Source organism: Pandoraea sp. LA3 (genome assembly GCF_022696215.1).
In the GTDB taxonomy this organism is placed as follows: domain Bacteria; phylum Pseudomonadota; class Gammaproteobacteria; order Burkholderiales; family Burkholderiaceae; genus Pandoraea; species Pandoraea capi.
This window is the reverse complement of the sequence record NZ_PTPY01000006.1, coordinates 1-15,979: the sequence shown is the minus strand read 5'-3', so window position 1 is coordinate 15,979 and position 15,979 is coordinate 1. Positions and strand designations below refer to the sequence as shown.

Here is a 15,979-nt window from a genome sequence, read left to right as displayed (position 1 = left end):
TTATAGGTCAACTCGCCTTTTTCTACTTGCTCGACCACTGACAGCTTAAAAGCCAGGCTGTAGTCTCGCTGTGTCCGCTTAATCCCTTGCTCCATTTGCCACCTCCTCGTTTCAACGAAAAAGTGTCAACCTATTTCAGGACGGGACAGTCGACGAAAAAAAGCCGCTGTCGAAAGACAGCGGCTTTTTTCTTCAATGCATCTCGCGGAAAGTTCTCGCGTTAAGCTTCGCGAGTGCGCGATTTTCGTGCAAGCCCAAGGATCGTACCCACGATACCGCCCAAAATCAGGCCGCCGATGCCGAAATACAGCTTGCGCGGGAATTCCGGGTTCGGGTCGACCTGAATCTCACTGACGATGCGCGTGTTGTACGACTGATCCGGTGCCAGCGCCTGCGCCACGCGGTAGCGGCTGTCGTTGAGTGCGGCCCGTTCCGTGCGGCTACTTTGCAACGCGCTCAGCGCCATCAGCGAGTCTGTATTCTTCGAGTGAGCCAGCGCGGCGTTCAATGCTTCCTGTGCCTTGCTGTTGGCCTCGATGGCCGCGTCGATAACGATCAACTGCTGTTTGGGAAGCGCGCGCACACGATCAAGGATCGCGGCGTGCTCCGTAGTGATCTCCCGTGAGGCAGCCGTCAATACGGCTTCCGCTTGCGTGGGCGACGTGCCACGAGCGCTAATCTCGATGTAGGCGGTACCAGGCAATGCACGTGCCTTCAATTTTTTCCACGCGACAGACTTGCGTAGCGCCGGCAGGTTGTCTTTCAGTTCCGGCTCGATCTCTGCCGCGACCTTGTCGCGGAACGTGCTGAGCTGGATCCGGCCGACCGTTTGCTGAATCGACTCGATCAGCGGACCGTCCGGCCCAGCAACGGGGGAGCCGGCGGCTCGCCCGATTTGTACCGTCACCGTTCCTTCCCACTGCTTGCCGATGAAATAGGTACTTCCGATCCCGATCGCAGCGCCAAGCACAGCCAGCCCTGCAATCGCCTTCAGGTTGTCGCGGATAAAGCCAAGAACATCCGCGAACGAAACTTCGTCTGCGTCACTCTGTGCCATGTCGTTGGGCAAATCTTTGGTAGTCATAAGAGGGCCGGGCTTGATGCGATCGTGCAGAGGCGATGGTGCACCTCGACGTAATTGACGGACGGCTATTGTAGACGACGCGTGCCCGCATCTAATCCAAATGGGCAGCAAGGAGAGGGAAGAATCCCAGAATGTCTTCGCTCGAAGACATTCTGACAAACTCTTTTTTAATTTTTCTGACGGTGTGGGCAGGGGTCCTTCGTGCAGCTGCCGTACATCGCGAGCGAGTGCTCCTGGAGCGCGAAACCGCGTTCCTTGGCGATCAACTTCTGACGGCGTTCGATCTCGGCGTCGAAGAATTCCTCGACGCGCCCGCAGTCCATGCACACGAGGTGATCGTGGTGATGGCCTTCGTTGAGTTCGAAAACGGCCTTGCCGGATTCAAAGTTGCTGCGCGACAATAGCCCGGCTTGCTCGAATTGCGTCAACACACGGTAAACCGTGGCCAGACCGATATCGAGATTTTCGCCGAGCAGATGACGATATACGTCTTCAGCGGTCAAGTGGCGCACCTCACTGTTCTGGAAGATTTCCAGAATCTTGAGGCGCGGAAGCGTGGCTTTCAGTCCGATATTTTTCAGATCGGCGGGATTCGGCATCGCTCTACGTCCCTAGAGTACAATACAGCCCCAATAATAATGCCTTTTTGCCTTGCCCGGGCGCAAACCGGGGCAAACGGGACGGTAGTGCCGTCAACGGGGGCGATGTGGCGGCGCGCACGGCGTGCCGGATCAAGTTCGATTTTTTTGAAAGCGAGTCAGATTTGCGTCGTTATCTCTCCCTTCCGTTCTCCGTCTGTGCCGCGGCGGCATTCCTCGTGCTGGCCGGCTGCTCGACGTATGACAGCGTGACCGACAAAGTGATCGGCGTGGTCACGCCGTATCGAATCAACATCGTCCAGGGCAACTTCGTGTCGAAGGAAGCCTACGATCAGCTCAAGCCCGGCATGACGCGCGATCAGGTCCGCCAGTTGCTCGGCACGCCGCTGCTCACCGATATCTTCCACGCCAATCGCTGGGATTACGTCTTCTACTTCAAGCGCGGCAACGCGTCGGTGGTGCAAGAGCGTCACCTGAAGGTGTATTTCGAAGGCGATACGCTGGCCCGTTGGGAAGGCGGCGAGAATCTGCCGACGGAATACCAGCTGGTGCAGGAAATCGATGGCCAGAAGGGCAAGACCGTGAAGACGGACGCGCCTGCCCCGTCGACGGCCAGTGCCGCAGCCGCCGAGGGCGCCGCACCGGCGCCCAATGCCGCAGCCGCTGCCCTGACCGCTACGCCGGCGCCGACCGACGTCGCAACGGTGTCGACGGATGCCGCCGCCAATGTGGCTGCCGCGGCAAAGCCGGCTCCGCAACCGGCACCGTCCGCGACACCCGCCCTCAGCGTTCCCGCCGCAGGTACGGCAACCGGCACGGGATTGGTGCCGTCGCCGCGCGTGACCTCCGGCGGTGGCCTGTTCTCCGCACCGCAATAAGTTGCTATAGCTTGCGGTAAGGTGCGGTAAGCCGCGCAAAGCCAGCAGAAAGAAGACGAAAGACTCACCATGATGAAGATTGCGATTGCAGGCGCCTCCGGCCGTATGGGCCGGATGCTGATCGAAACCGTGCTCGCGGCGGACGACGCCGAACTGGTCGGTGCGCTCGACCGTGAGGGCAGCCCTGCGCTGGGCATCGACGCCGGCGCTTTCCTTGGCCGCGATACGGGCGTCAAGATCACGTCGGATCTCGATGCCGCGCTGGCGAACGCCGAGTACCTGATCGACTTCACACGTCCGGAAGGCACGCTCGCGCATCTGGCGGCGGCGGAAAAGCACGGCGTGAAGATGATCGTCGGCACGACCGGTTTTTCGGAAGAGGACAAGGCGCTGCTGGCCAAGGGTGCCGAGCGCGTGGCCGTCGTCTTCGCGCCGAACATGAGCGTGGGCGTGAACGCCACGTTCAAGCTGCTCGAGATCGCTGCCAAGATCCTGAACACGGGTTACGACATCGAAATCATCGAGGCGCATCACCGTCACAAGGTCGACGCGCCGTCGGGCACGGCACTGCGCATGGGCGAAGTCGTCGCCGAAGCGCTGGGCCGCGATCTGAAGGAATGCGCCATTTACGGCCGTGAAGGCGTGACCGGCGAGCGCGATCCGTCGACGATCGGTTTCGCGACGGTACGCGGTGGCGATATCGTCGGCGATCACACGGTGCTGTTCGCCGGCATCGGCGAGCGTATCGAAATCACGCACAAGTCGTCGAGCCGTCTATCGTATGCACAGGGTTCGCTGCGTGCTGCCCGCTTCCTCGCACAGCACAAGACGGGCCTGTTCGACATGCAGGACGTGCTGGGCCTACGCTGATCCAGCGCGAGTTTGCACCGGGTGACGGGGGGCGGCCGGGCGCCGTTCGAGGTATTCCCTCGAGACGTCGCCGGCCTCACCGGCTCCCTTCGGGGCGCTTCGGGGCTTTTCGTCCCCGGACGACATCTCCGGTGTGCCTACGCCTTTATTGAGGCGCGCATCGTTCCAGTCCGATCGCTTCGCCCGCCCCGTGAGCGAGTGAAAGCTGCGCAAAGACCTCACCCCCTCGCCGACGTGACGCCGAATCGACTCCCGGCGGCGTTATAATCATCGTTTTCCCCGGATCCGCCCCGTAAATCCTGCGTACCGCGCACCATGTGACGCGTACGCGCGGGGCCGAAACCGAGCCGAATCCTATCCGCCGACCCATCATGCAAGAAAAATACGTTCCCGCCGACGTCGAAGCCTCCGCCCAGTCTCACTGGCAGGCGATCGACGCCTACAAGACCACCGAGCGCGCGGATAAACAGAAATTCTATTGCGTCTCGATGCTGCCGTACCCGTCGGGCAAGCTGCATATGGGGCACGTGCGCAACTACACCATCAACGATGTGATGTACCGCCAGATGCGCATGCGCGGCTATAACGTGCTCATGCCGATGGGCTGGGACGCGTTCGGCATGCCGGCGGAAAACGCCGCGATGGCCAACGGCGTGCCGCCGGCCAAGTGGACGTACGACAACATCGATTACATGAAGAAGCAGATGCAGGCCATGGGCCTGGCGATCGACTGGTCGCGCGAAGTCGCCACCTGCAAGCCTGACTACTACCGCTGGAACCAGTGGCTGTTCCTGAAGATGCTCGAAAAGGGCGTCGTCTACCTGAAGACCGGTACGGTGAACTGGGATCCGATCGATCAGACCGTGCTCGCCAATGAGCAGGTGATCGACGGTCGCGGCTGGCGCTCGGGTGCGCTCGTCGAAAAGCGCGAAATCCCGATGTACTACATGCGCATCACGGAATACGCGGATGAATTGCTCGGCGACCTCGACGATCTCGGCTGGCCCGAGCGCGTGAAGGTGATGCAGCAGAACTGGATCGGCAAGAGCTTCGGTGTGAACTTCGGCTTCCCGTACGAACTCGACGGCGAGCAGAAGCTGCTGCGCGTGTTCACCACGCGTGCCGACACGATCATGGGCGTGACCTTCGCCGCGATTGCGGCCGAGCATCCGCTGGCAACGCGTCTTGCGGCGGATCGTCCCGACTTGCAGGCCTTCATCGCCGAGTGCAAGCAGGGCGGCGTAGCCGAGGCCGATATCGCCACGATGGAAAAGAAGGGCATGCCGACGGGCTTCTTCGTCACGCATCCGCTCACCGGCGACAAGGTCGAAGTCTGGATCGGCAACTACGTGCTGATGGGTTACGGCGAAGGCGCCGTGATGGGCGTGCCGGCGCACGATGAGCGCGACTTCGCGTTTGCGCGCAAGTACAACCTGCCGATCCGTCAGGTCGTCGCCGTGGAAGGTCAGACGTATTCGACCGACGCCTGGCAAGCCTGGTACGGCGAGAAGGAAGGCACGCTGATCAACAGCGGCAAGTACGACGGTCTGGGCTTTGCGGCCGCCATCGATGCCATCGCCGCCGATCTCAAGGCAAAGGGCGCGGGCGACAAGCAGGTCACGTTCCGTCTGCGCGACTGGGGTATCTCGCGTCAGCGTTACTGGGGCACGCCGATCCCGATCATTCATTGCGACTCGTGCGGCGCGGTGCCGGTCCCCGAGAAGGACCTGCCGGTCGTGTTGCCCGAGGATCTCGTGCCGGACGGCACGGGCAATCCGCTCGCCAAGTCCGAAGCGTTCCTGAAGTGCGATTGCCCGAAGTGCGGCAAGCCCGCCCGCCGCGAGACGGACACGATGGACACGTTCGTGGATTCGTCGTGGTACTTCTCGCGTTACGCCTGCCCGGACGCCGAGACGATGGTCGACGAGCGTACCGACTACTGGATGCCGATGGATCAGTACATCGGCGGCATCGAGCACGCAATTCTGCACTTGCTCTACTCGCGCTTCTGGACCAAGGTCATGCGCGATCTGGGACTGGTGAGCTTCAAGGAACCGGCGCAGAACCTGCTCACGCAGGGCATGGTGCTCAACGAGACCTTCTATCGCGAAGACACCTCGGGCAAGAAGACGTGGTTCAACCCGCTCGACGTGCAGGTGCAGTTCGACGACAAGGGCCGTCCGCTCGGCGCTACGTCGAAGGCTGACGGCGGCGATGTGGCGCTCGGCGGCATCGAGAAGATGTCGAAGTCGAAAAACAACGGGGTGGACCCGCAGTCTCTGATCGATCAGTACGGTGCCGACACAGCCCGCCTGTTCGTGATGTTTGCCGCGCCGCCTGAGCAACAACTCGAATGGTCGGGTGCCGGTGTGGAAGGCGCGAGCCGCTTCCTGCGTCGCCTGTGGGGTTTCGGTCAGTCGCAGGCTGCGTTGCTGCGTCAGGCGGATGCGGCCATCGATACGGCGAATCCCGCGGCTCAGGCACTGCGTCTCGAAATTCACAGCGTGCTCAAGCAAGCCAACTACGACTACCAGCGCGTGCAGTACAACACGGTCGTGTCGGCTGCGATGAAGATGCTCAACGCGATCGAAAGCGACAAGGGCGCGGCAGGCGCCGGCGCGGTGCGCGAGTGCTACGGCATTCTGCTGCGCGTGTTGTATCCGGTCGTGCCGCACGTCACGCATGGTCTGTGGGTGGAGCTGGGATACGCTGCCGAAGCCGGTGATCTGCTCGACGCTGCGTGGCCGGAAGTCGACGAAGCGGCGCTCGTGCAGGATGAGATCGAGCTCGTGTTGCAAGTGGCCGGCAAGGTGCGCGGCGCGGTGCGCGTGGCGAAGGATGCCTCGCGCGAGGCCATCGAGCAGGCTGCACTCGCACACGAGATGACGGCGAAGTTTGGCGAAGGCAAGCCGGTGAAGAAGGTGATCGTCGTGCCGGGCCGACTCGTGAACGTGGTGGTCTGAGGCATTCGCGATCCGTGCAATCCGATAAACGGGGCGGTGGCGTGCCGCCCCGGACGATTTGACGACGTTTGGTGAGAAGAGGGCACATCACGTGCAAATGACATCCGCGCAACGAGGCGTCGGCATGACGCGCAGGGTTTTCGGTTGGGTCGCATTGCTGGCGACTGCATTGGCGCTGAGCGCCTGTGGCTTCCAGTTGCGTGGCGCGAGCGAGTATGCGTTCCAGCGTCTGTACATCTCTGGCGGCGGGCAGATGGCTGTCGATATCTCGCGCTACATCCGTTACGGAAGCAAGGGCACGGTCGTTGTGTCTGACCCGAAGGACGCGGATGCTCGTCTGGAAGTCATCGGTGTGACGAACTCGCGTACGGCGGTGAGTCTGGATGCCAATGGTCAGGCGCGTGAATATGAAATGCGCAGCGCGTTCACGTTCCAGCTTGTCACGCCCGATGGCCGACCGATCATTCCGTTGACGACCATCCGCCTCGTCCGCAATCTCCCGTATAGCGATAGCGAATCGAATGCGCGCGACGCGGAAGCTGCGCTGCTCAACCGCGATATGCAAAAAGATGCCGTCGATCAGATCATCCGTCGCATGGAAGCTGTGAAGGAGATGCCTGACGTCAAGCCGGAAGAGTAACGCCCTAACGCTCGAATCTTTCGCTCGAATCTTTCTCAGGACGATATCCCCGCCGCCATGCAACTGCGCCCCGACGCGCTCGACGCGCACCTCGCCAAGACCCTCTCGCCGATCTATACGATCTACGGCGACGAGAGCCTGCTTGTGCAGGAGGCGGTAGATCGCGTGCGCGCTGCGGCGCGCGCCGGCGGCTATACCGAGCGCGACGTGCTCAGCGTGGAGCGCAGCTTCGACTGGGGCGCGCTGGCCAACGCAGGGCAGTCGATGTCGCTCTTCGGCGATCGCAAGCTCATCGAACTGCGTATTCCCGGCGGCAAGCCGGGCAAGGACGGTGGCGCAGCGCTCAAGGCGCATGCCGAAGCCGCCAGCAGCGACGTGCTCACTATCATCACGCTGCCCCGGCTCGATGCCGCGGCCAGCAAGTCCGACTGGTTCACGTCGCTCGATCGTGTCGGCGTCACGGTGAAGGTCGATCCCGTCGACCGGGCCCGACTGCCGGACTGGATTGCCCAGCGTCTCGGCGCGCAGGGGCAACGTGTCGAATCCGGCGAGCCGGGGCGACGCGTGTTGCAGTTCATTGCCGATCGCGTCGAAGGGAATCTGCTCGCGGCGCATCAGGAAATTCAGAAGCTGGGCCTGCTGTATCCGTCGGGTGCGTTGACGTTCGAACAGGTGCAGGATGCCGTGCTGAACGTGGCGCGTTACGACGTCTTCAAGCTCAGCGAAGCCGTGCTGGCGGGTGACGTGGCGCGTCTGGTGCGCATGCTCGACGGCCTGCGCGGTGAGGGCGAGGCGGCACCGCTCGTGCTGTGGGCGCTGACGGAGGAAGTCCGCACGCTCGCCAAGATCACGCGAGGTATGGCGTCGGGCAAACCGCTCGCGATGCTGCTGCGCGAATATCGCGTCTGGGGGCCGCGCGAACGGCTGATGGAGCAGGCGGCCAATCGCGTCACGGCGCCCATGCTCGCTCAGGCGTTGCAACTGGCTGCGCGTCTGGACCGGCAGGTCAAGGGGTTGCGCGCCGACGGTTTGCCGGGCGATCCCTGGGACGGCATGCTGCAACTCGGTCTGTTGCTCGCCGGCGAGCGACCGCCGATGGCGCGCTCTACCCGTGCCGGGCGTCCGGCACACGCGTAGATCGCGCCCATCCCCTGCAAATCCCCGCAAGCCTTGCGAGGTCTCCGCTCCCGGACGACGGGAGATTCGTCAGCAAGGTTGCCGCAATTGACGGACAATCTGGCGCATAGCCGGTGACACGCGATGCAGCGTCGCCCGAATTGACGAGCTCAGTTCGCATCGATAGTCCGCAGAACACTCTGGCGATACGTTCGCCGAACCGAAACCGACGACATGGATATCAAAGCCTACATGCAATCGCTGGGCCAACGCGCTCGCGAAGCATCGCGCGCAATGGCGCGTGCCGACACCGCTGCCAAGAACCGCGCGCTGCTCGCGATTGCCGACGCCATCGAGCGTGACGGTGCGAAATTGCAGGAAGTGAACCGCCGGGATCTCGAACGCGCTCGCGCCAACGGTCAGGATGCGGCGTTCATCGATCGCCTCACGCTGTCCGACAAAGCGCTGCGCACGATGATCGAGGGCCTGCGCCAGATCGCCGGTCTGTCCGATCCCATCGGCGAAATCAGCAACGTGCGTGTGCAGCCGAGCGGCATTCAGGTGGGGCAGATGCGTGTCCCGCTGGGGGTGATCGGCATCATTTACGAGTCGCGTCCGAACGTGACCATCGACGCCGCCGCACTTTGCCTCAAGTCGGGCAACGCGACCATTCTGCGCGGCGGCTCCGAAGCCATCGAGAGCAACACGGCGCTGGCGGCGCTCATCGCCGATGCACTGGCCGCGACCGGTCTGCCCGGCGACGCCGTGCAGGTCGTGAGCACCCCGGATCGTGCTGCGGTCGGCGAGCTCATCACCATGACCGAGTATGTCGACGTGATCGTGCCGCGCGGTGGCAAGAGCCTCATTGCCCGTCTGATGCAGGACGCGCGCGTGCCGATGATCAAGCATCTCGACGGCATCTGCCACGTCTATGTCGACGGTCGCGCCGATCCGGCCAAGGCGCTGGCGATCTGCGAGAACGCCAAGACGCACCGCTACGGCACCTGCAACACGATGGAGACGCTGCTCGTCGATCAGCAGGCGATCGACCAGTTGCCGGCCATCGCGCGCATGTTCCAGAGCAAGCAGGTGGAGCTGCGCGGTTGCGAGCGCACGCTCGCCGCGCTTCAGGACGCCGGCGTGAGCGGCGCCGTCGCCGCCACGGAAGAGGACTGGTCGACGGAGTATCTGGCGCCGGTGCTCGCGATCAAGATCGTCGACGGCATGGCCCCGGCCATTGCGCACATCAATCGCTACGGATCGCACCATACGGACGCCATCGTCACCGAGAACTACACCGACGCCATGCAGTTCCTGCGTGAAGTCGATTCGGCCAGCGTGATGATCAACGCGAGCACGCGTTTTGCGGACGGCTTCGAGTTCGGCCTCGGCGCGGAGATCGGTATCTCGAACGACAAGCTTCACGCGCGCGGCCCGGTTGGTCTCGAAGGGCTGACGAGCCTGAAGTACGTTGTGTTCGGTCACGGCGAAGTCCGTCAGTAACTCGACACGACCGCCGACGCCATCGTCGACACGATCGACGCCCCCCTCGTCGGCCACCGCGTCGATCCATTCGTTTTCCAGATACGTCGAATGAAACTGCAAGCACTCGGCCCGGCCGATTTTCTGAAGATGCCGTGGAAGAACGGCCAGGGCGTGACGACGGAGTTGGCGGTATCGCGTCGCGCGGGTGAGGACGGCTTCGACTGGCGCATCAGCACGGCGACCGTCGCCGTGCCGGGTCCGTTCTCGGTGTTCGCGGGCATCGATCGCTCGCTTGCCATCGTGCGTGGCGGCACGTTGACGCTGGCGGTCGAAGGGCGTCCGGGCGTCACGCTCACGACGTGCACGCCGCCGTATGCTTTCCCTGGCGAGTTGGCAGTCAGCAGCACGCCGTCGCTCGAAGTGGACGGCGTGCCGATCGACGACTTCAATGTCATGACGCGTCGCGACGGCTGGCAGCACACGCTGGCGCAGCATCGTCTCGAAGGCGAAGCGCTGACGTGGACGCTACCGAATGCCGTCGATGCCGTCGCGTTTCTCTACTGCGCGCAAGGCGACGTTCAGGTGTCGTTCCGCGATGGGCAGACGCTTGTCGTGCCGGCCGGCCACGCCCTGCGTATCGGCGTCGGCGCGGCGGATGAAATCGCGGATGACGCCGATGTCTGCGAACTGCGCGCGATCACCCCTTTGGCAGACGTCTTCCTGACGACGGTCGCTTGCCGTTAGTCTTCGATATCCGGCGGCCTTGCCGGAGCGCCCATGCGGCGCCTTAGCGATGGCACAGGCCGATGCTGCGCAACGTGACTGCCCAACGTCACTCGCCGCTCGGCCGCTTTCCCGACTCCCCGAATCCCGACCCCAAACACATCAGCCGCTTCGAGCTGTGGGCTCCCTTGCGCCCCTCAGGTCAATCCCAATATTTTTCCGGTCAGCAAAACGGCATACTTCGATTTATCCATCCATAAATCAAAGTTCCACCCATGAAACAAAAAAACGATGACTTTGCGCGAGGCAGGGCGCGATGGACCCGCTGAGCGATGTCCTGGGTCACCTGCGCGCGGATGCTGTCGTGACCGGCCGTTTCACCTTCGGGGCGCCGTGGTCGCTGCGCAAACCGGCACTCGACGGCGCGCCGTTCCGCACGGCAACGGGCGAGCCGTTCTATCTCGTCGTGGCGGGCATGACGCCGGTGCGCGTCGAACCGGGGGATTGCGTACTGCTGCCCCACGGCCATGAGCATGTGATGTGTTCGTCGCTCGACGAGACCCCCGTCGTCTTCGAAGCCATGATGTCGGCACAGGGGATCGAGCCACGCCTCGACACGCCACTGGCCTTTCGCGCAGGTGGCGACGGCGCAGTGAGCGATCTTTACACCGGCGTCGTGATGTTCCGCGAGCGGGTGCGCAATCCGCTGCTGGCATCGCTTCCGCCGGTGATCCACATTCGTGCAGGCGACCCCGCCGTGCCGGCATTGCTGACGACGACCATCGCCGGTTTCATCGAAGAGTCGATGCAGCGCGGCGCCGGCTGGCGGGTGGCCGTGGCGCGTCTGGCCGATGTGCTGTTCGTGCAGATTCTGCGCGCGTATCTCGGCAAGCACGGCAGCGCGAGCACGCATTGGCTGCGCGGGATGACGGATCCGCAACTGGGGCGGGCGATCGCGTCCATGCACGAGGCGCCGCAACGCTCGTGGACCGTCGAACAACTCGCTGCCATCGCGGGCATGTCGAGATCGAAGTTCTGTCTGCGCTTTCGCGAACTCGTCGGCGAGTCGCCGATGACGTATCTCACCACGCACCGGATGTATCTCGCCGCAGAGCGCTTGGCGGGCGCCGGTGCGCGTGTCTCAGATGTGGCCGATGCCGTTGGCTACGCCTCCGAGAAAGCCTTCACGCGGGCCTTTCGCCGATGCTACGGCCTGCCGCCGCGCGAGTATCTCCGGAGCTGCGAGCTGGGGCATTGAGCGTCTGAGGGTTTTCCCGTCTCTGGACGAACGGCATCCTTTTCGGGCCGCACGGCCGTTGTCCGGCAATTTCCTCGTTGTGAGAATTCACTCGCCATCTGTCAGCGCCCCGAGCGTTCGGGCGCAGCCGGCGGCAGTCACAACGGGAGAGTCAATGGAATTCCAGCTCAACGGGCGACCCTTCGTCTTCGATGGCGAAGACGACACGCCATTGCTATGGGTGATTCGCGACGCGGCGGGCCTCACCGGCACCAAATACGGTTGCGGCATCGGCGCGTGTGGCGCCTGCACGGTACATCTCGACGGCGTGGCGACGCGCACCTGCGTACTGCCGGTCTCGGCAGTGGCGGGCAAGCGCATCACGACCATCGAAGCCCTGTCGCCAGCGCGTTCGCATCCGATTCAGCAGGCGTGGATTGCCAAAGACGTGCCGCAATGCGGCTACTGCCAGTCCGGCATGGTGATGGCCGCCGCTGCGCTGCTCGACAAGCATCCGCACCCGACCGACGCCCAGATTGACGAGGCGATGACCAATCTTTGCCGGTGCGCCACCTATCACCGTATCCGCGAGGCGATCCATGACGCAGCCAAACGCTGAACCGACGATGATCGCCGCCGAGCGCGCGATGACGAATGCCCCGGCCTCGCCGTCGCGACGTCACTGGCTCAAGGGGATGTCGCTGACTGCCGGTAGTCTGATGATCCCGATATCCGCATCGTGGCTCGCCAGCCCGGAAGCGCGTGCCGCCGGCGACGCCCTCGTGGAGATCAACGACTGGATTCGTATCGATGCCGACGGCACGACCGTGCTCGGCCTGTCGCAATGCGAAGTCGGGCAGGGCGTGTACACCGGATTGCCCCAGGTGCTGGCCGACGAACTGGATGCCGACTGGCGGCGTGTGCGCGTTGAGTTCGTGACGGCGCGCGATGCCTATCGCACCGCCGCCGCCAACGAAGCCTTGCAGCAATTCGTCGGCGCATCGATGTCGGCGACATTGTTCTACGAGCGCCTGCGCATCGCCGGGGCGCAGGCGAGGGAAGCGCTCGTCACGGTGGCTGCGCGGCGCTTCGGCGTTCGCACGACCAACTGCGTGACGAAAGACGGCCGCGTGCTGCACCCGCAATCCGGCCGCTCGTTCGGCTACGGCGAACTGGTCACCGAGGCGGCGAAACTGCCACTCAACCCGCATCCGCGACTGAAGAACGATAGCGTGCATACGTTGATCGGCAAGTCGGTGGCGCGTCTCGATACCCCCTCGAAAGTCGACGGCTCGGCCGTCTTCGGCATCGACGTGAAAGTGCCGGACATGTTGTGCGGTGCGATTCGCATGGCGCCGACGTCCGGTGGCGTGCCGCTGTCTGTACGTAACCGCGACGAGATCCGGTCGCGCAAAGGCGTGCACGACGTGGTGCTGGCCAAGGATGCCGTGATCGTGGTGGCCGACGATTACTGGCGCGCGAAGCGGGCCTGCGATGCGCTCGACGTCGAATGGAAGGCCGGCCCTGCCGCCGACAGCACGACGATTCTCGCGCAGCGTCGCGAGGCGCTGATGCGTGCCCGGGGCGGCGTCGCCACGAACATCGGCGACGCGCCAGGACGGATCGCTGCGGGTGGCAAGGTCGTGACGGCGGAGTATCACACGCCGTACATCGTCCACGCGACGATGGAACCCGTGAATGCCACGGTGCACGTACGCAAGGACAAAGGGGAAATCGAAGTCTGGGGCCCGATTCAGGGGCAGGACAAAGTGCGCTGGGCGCTCGGCGGCATCTTCAAGCTGCCGCCGGAGAAAGTCACCGTGCACACGACGTTCCTCGGCGGCAGTTTCGGACGCAAGTACGTGCCCGACTTCGTGATTCACGCGGCGGTGGCTTCGGCGGCCGTGGGGCGACCCGTCAAGGTGATTCGCTCGCGTGAGGACGACATTCGTCACGGCTTCTATCGCCCCTGTGCCTCGGGCCGCTTCCAGGCCGTGCTCGGCAACGACGGATTGCCCAGGGCGATGCACCTGCGCGTGGCAGGACAGTCGATGTACAACGTGATCAAGAAGGATCACTACGAGAAGGCGGGTTACGACGAGACCATGCTCGACGGGCTTTACGACCTCGTCTATGCGGTGCCGAATCTGTTGGTCGAAGGTATCGACGTGCCGCAGCCGAACATCCCCGTGAGCTTCATGCGATCGGTCGGGTCGACGTCGAGCGTCTTCTTCCTCGAGAGTTTCATCGACGAGATGGCGGATGCGGCGGGCATCGACGCCATCGACTATCGCAAACGTCTGCTCCGGCACGATCCGCTGGCTACCCGTGTCATCGAGACGACCGTGACGTCCGCCGGGTGGCATGCGAAGCCCAGACCCGGCGTGCATCGCGGCTTCGGTTACTGCACGTACACCGGGCGCGGTGCGGCCTTCTCAACGTACGTCGCGGTCGCTGTGGAACTGCGTGTCGTGAACGATCGTTTCAAGATCGAGCGCGTGGTGTGTGGCGTCGATTGCGGCCGGTCGATCAATCCCAACCTCATCCGCGCGAACATCGAAGGCGGCATCGGGTTCGCGCTGACCAACACCTTCAAGAGTCAGATCACGTTTGCGAACGGCGGCGTGGAGCAAAGCAACTTCGGCGATTACCCGCTGCTGTATCTCGTGGAGATGCCGAAGATCGAGACGGTGATCCTGCCCAGTGACCGTCCGCCACAAGGTTGCGGCGAGGTATCGCTGCCGCCGATGGCGCCGGCGGTCGCACAGGCGATTCGCCGGGCCACGGGCGTGCGTCCCCGCTCGATGCCGTTGCCGCAGACCGTTGCCGAAGCCCGTGCATTGGCGAGCGCCGGCGTGTCCGAGAGCGCCCGGGCGTAAAACACGTTTATCGCAATCCTCCCCCCCCCATTCGGCAGGGCATGACGCGCTTTCATGAGGCGTCGCGCAATGTCGGGCTCGCAGCGCATGACGGCAGTGTAGTTCGTAGTCCAATATAAATAAGGGAATGTCATGGAACGCAAGGTTTGGATGGCGATGGCAATGGCGATGGCGTCAACGCTCGCGGCAGGCGGCGCCAAAGCGGATGGGTTGCAGATCTACGGGATCCTCGATAACAGCGTGGAGTACCTCAGCAACGCGGGCGTGACGGCGAACGGCAACAAGTCGTCGCTCTTTCGGGTGAGTAACGGATCGCAGGCGCCGAACCGCTTCGGCTTCAAAGGCTCGGAGGATCTCGGGGGCGGGCTCAAGGCGATCATGCAGCTCGAAGCCGGTTTCAACCTCGATTCGGGGCAGTTGCAGCAGGGCGGACGGATGTTCGGGCGTCAGGCGTATGTCGGGCTTCAGAACGGCTGGGGCGCGCTGACCATCGGCCGTCAGAAGAATCTGATTTACGACGCGTTCCTCGAACTCGACCCGCTCTCGTATTACAGCTATTCGTTACCGGCGCTGGATGCCCAGTTCGTCGGCAAGGCCGACAACTCGATCAAGTACGCGGGCAGCTTCAACGGTTTCAAGGTCGCGGGTCTGTTCTCGACGGGCTACGACGCCACGATTGCCAACGGCGCACAGGTGCCGGGCGAGTGGCGTGTGGGCAAGGAGTACAGCGTGTCGGTGGGTTACGGCAACGGGCCGCTCAATGTCTCGCTGGTGTATGACCAGCAGCAGGGCACGTCCGTCGCGACGCAGGGCAGAACGACTCAGCGTGTGGCCGCCGGTGCGAGCTACGCACTCGGCAACTTCAAGCCGTATGTCGGCTACCAGTGGTATCTGAGCGATGTGCCGGGGGTGGCCGGACGTAACGAGTTGTACTTCGCGGGCCTGCAATACCGGCCGGTGACCGAGGTGATTCTGTCGGGCGCGATTTACTACAACAACATCACCTCGTCGAATCAACATCCGTATCTGCTGGCGGCCAATGCGGCATACCTGCTGTCCAAGCGTACGCAGCTGTTTGCGGAGGTCGGATTCTCGCGCAACCAGAACGGCTCGAATCTCGGCGTGTCGGGGTACGGCATGAGCGTGGTGCCGGGAAGCAATCAACTGGGTGTGGCAGTGGGGCTGTCGCACTTCTTCTGATCGCCACCACTGCGGACTTCAGAGGCGGCACCGTCACCGCCTCGTTGTGCGACGTCGACCCGGGGGGGGGGGGGGGGGGGGGGGGGGGGGAATGATCGGGCACCCCCGGGGCCCGCCCCAGGGCCGGGGCCGGGGGCCTCTCCTCTTTCCTGCCCCCCCCCCCCCCCCCCCCCCCCCCGGGTCGACGTCGCACAACGCGGCGGTGACGGTGCCGCCTCTGAAGTCCGCAGTGGTGGCGATCAGAAGAAGTGCGACAGCCCCACTGCCACACCCAGTTGATTGCTTCCCGGCACCACGCTCATGCC

The 15,979-nt window shown here is 63.6% G+C and carries 13 protein-coding genes; 11 read left to right on the top strand and 2 right to left on the bottom strand.

Annotated elements, in window-relative coordinates:
* Positions 1-220: 220 nt before the first annotated feature.
* Together C5N93_RS00125 and fur are read right to left on the bottom strand one after the other, a co-directional pair.
* A complete protein-coding gene (locus tag C5N93_RS00125; RefSeq protein WP_242557827.1) occupies positions 221-1,084 on the bottom strand; it encodes a hypothetical protein in 864 nt (287 codons plus the stop codon).
* A gap of 167 nt (positions 1,085-1,251) precedes the next feature.
* Positions 1,252-1,683: a ferric iron uptake transcriptional regulator gene (gene fur, locus C5N93_RS00120; RefSeq protein WP_039393197.1), complete on the bottom strand. Its 432-nt coding sequence runs from the start codon at positions 1,681-1,683 to the stop codon at positions 1,252-1,254.
* Between the two features lie 164 nt (positions 1,684-1,847).
* Here fur and C5N93_RS00115 point away from each other — a divergent pair, with 164 nt between their 5' ends.
* The 11 genes from C5N93_RS00115 (at position 1,848) to C5N93_RS00065 (ending at position 15,674) form a co-directional block, all read left to right on the top strand.
* Positions 1,848-2,561, top strand: coding sequence for an outer membrane protein assembly factor BamE (locus C5N93_RS00115; protein ID WP_242557826.1), 714 nt, complete (start codon positions 1,848-1,850; stop codon positions 2,559-2,561).
* Between the two features lie 72 nt (positions 2,562-2,633).
* A complete protein-coding gene (gene dapB / locus C5N93_RS00110) occupies positions 2,634-3,431 on the top strand; it encodes a 4-hydroxy-tetrahydrodipicolinate reductase (RefSeq protein ID WP_069341031.1) in 798 nt (265 codons plus the stop codon).
* Between the two features lie 371 nt (positions 3,432-3,802).
* Entirely contained in the window at positions 3,803-6,394 is a 2,592-nt protein-coding gene (leuS, locus tag C5N93_RS00105; protein ID WP_242557825.1) for a leucine--tRNA ligase, read from the top strand.
* Positions 6,395-6,518: 124 nt separating this feature from the next.
* Positions 6,519-7,034 carry an LPS assembly lipoprotein LptE gene (gene lptE / locus C5N93_RS00100; RefSeq protein ID WP_174980744.1) on the top strand — a complete coding sequence of 172 codons (516 nt, stop codon included), beginning with the start codon at positions 6,519-6,521 and terminating at the stop codon, positions 7,032-7,034.
* 57 nt (positions 7,035-7,091) lie between these two features.
* Positions 7,092-8,171 carry a DNA polymerase III subunit delta gene (holA, locus tag C5N93_RS00095; RefSeq protein ID WP_242557824.1) on the top strand — a complete coding sequence of 360 codons (1,080 nt, stop codon included), beginning with the start codon at positions 7,092-7,094 and terminating at the stop codon, positions 8,169-8,171.
* Positions 8,172-8,384: 213 nt separating this feature from the next.
* Complete coding sequence (locus C5N93_RS00090) at positions 8,385-9,653, top strand: glutamate-5-semialdehyde dehydrogenase (protein ID WP_242557823.1); 1,269 nt, start codon at positions 8,385-8,387, stop codon at positions 9,651-9,653.
* Positions 9,654-9,743: 90 nt separating this feature from the next.
* The gene (locus C5N93_RS00085; RefSeq protein WP_242557822.1) at positions 9,744-10,379 is read left to right on the top strand and encodes a HutD family protein; all 636 of its coding nucleotides are present in this window, start codon (positions 9,744-9,746) and stop codon (positions 10,377-10,379) included.
* Between the two features lie 295 nt (positions 10,380-10,674).
* Complete coding sequence (locus C5N93_RS00080; protein ID WP_242557821.1) at positions 10,675-11,616, top strand: AraC family transcriptional regulator; 942 nt, start codon at positions 10,675-10,677, stop codon at positions 11,614-11,616.
* Positions 11,617-11,770: 154 nt separating this feature from the next.
* Positions 11,771-12,214 (top strand): (2Fe-2S)-binding protein, encoded by a 444-nt coding sequence (locus tag C5N93_RS00075; RefSeq protein ID WP_242557820.1) that lies wholly within the window; start codon positions 11,771-11,773, stop codon positions 12,212-12,214.
* A gap of 7 nt (positions 12,215-12,221) precedes the next feature.
* The gene (locus tag C5N93_RS00070; protein ID WP_347403280.1) at positions 12,222-14,474 is read left to right on the top strand and encodes a molybdopterin cofactor-binding domain-containing protein; all 2,253 of its coding nucleotides are present in this window, start codon (positions 12,222-12,224) and stop codon (positions 14,472-14,474) included.
* A gap of 132 nt (positions 14,475-14,606) precedes the next feature.
* The gene (locus C5N93_RS00065) at positions 14,607-15,674 is read left to right on the top strand and encodes a porin (protein ID WP_242557818.1); all 1,068 of its coding nucleotides are present in this window, start codon (positions 14,607-14,609) and stop codon (positions 15,672-15,674) included.
* The last annotated feature ends 305 nt before the right edge of the window (positions 15,675-15,979 follow it).

Coding starts and splice junctions, on each gene's coding strand:
- C5N93_RS00125 (WP_242557827.1), bottom strand. CDS start 1,084: ATGACTACCAAAGATTTGCCCAACGACATGGCACAGAGTGACGCAGAC.
- fur (WP_039393197.1), bottom strand. CDS start 1,683: ATGCCGAATCCCGCCGATCTGAAAAATATCGGACTGAAAGCCACGCTT.
- dapB (WP_069341031.1), top strand. CDS start 2,634: ATGAAGATTGCGATTGCAGGCGCCTCCGGCCGTATGGGCCGGATGCTG.
- leuS (WP_242557825.1), top strand. CDS start 3,803: ATGCAAGAAAAATACGTTCCCGCCGACGTCGAAGCCTCCGCCCAGTCT.
- lptE (WP_174980744.1), top strand. CDS start 6,519: ATGACGCGCAGGGTTTTCGGTTGGGTCGCATTGCTGGCGACTGCATTG.
- holA (WP_242557824.1), top strand. CDS start 7,092: ATGCAACTGCGCCCCGACGCGCTCGACGCGCACCTCGCCAAGACCCTC.
- C5N93_RS00090 (WP_242557823.1), top strand. CDS start 8,385: ATGGATATCAAAGCCTACATGCAATCGCTGGGCCAACGCGCTCGCGAA.
- C5N93_RS00085 (WP_242557822.1), top strand. CDS start 9,744: ATGAAACTGCAAGCACTCGGCCCGGCCGATTTTCTGAAGATGCCGTGG.
- C5N93_RS00080 (WP_242557821.1), top strand. CDS start 10,675: ATGGACCCGCTGAGCGATGTCCTGGGTCACCTGCGCGCGGATGCTGTC.
- C5N93_RS00075 (WP_242557820.1), top strand. CDS start 11,771: ATGGAATTCCAGCTCAACGGGCGACCCTTCGTCTTCGATGGCGAAGAC.
- C5N93_RS00070 (WP_347403280.1), top strand. CDS start 12,222: ATGATCGCCGCCGAGCGCGCGATGACGAATGCCCCGGCCTCGCCGTCG.
- C5N93_RS00065 (WP_242557818.1), top strand. CDS start 14,607: ATGGAACGCAAGGTTTGGATGGCGATGGCAATGGCGATGGCGTCAACG.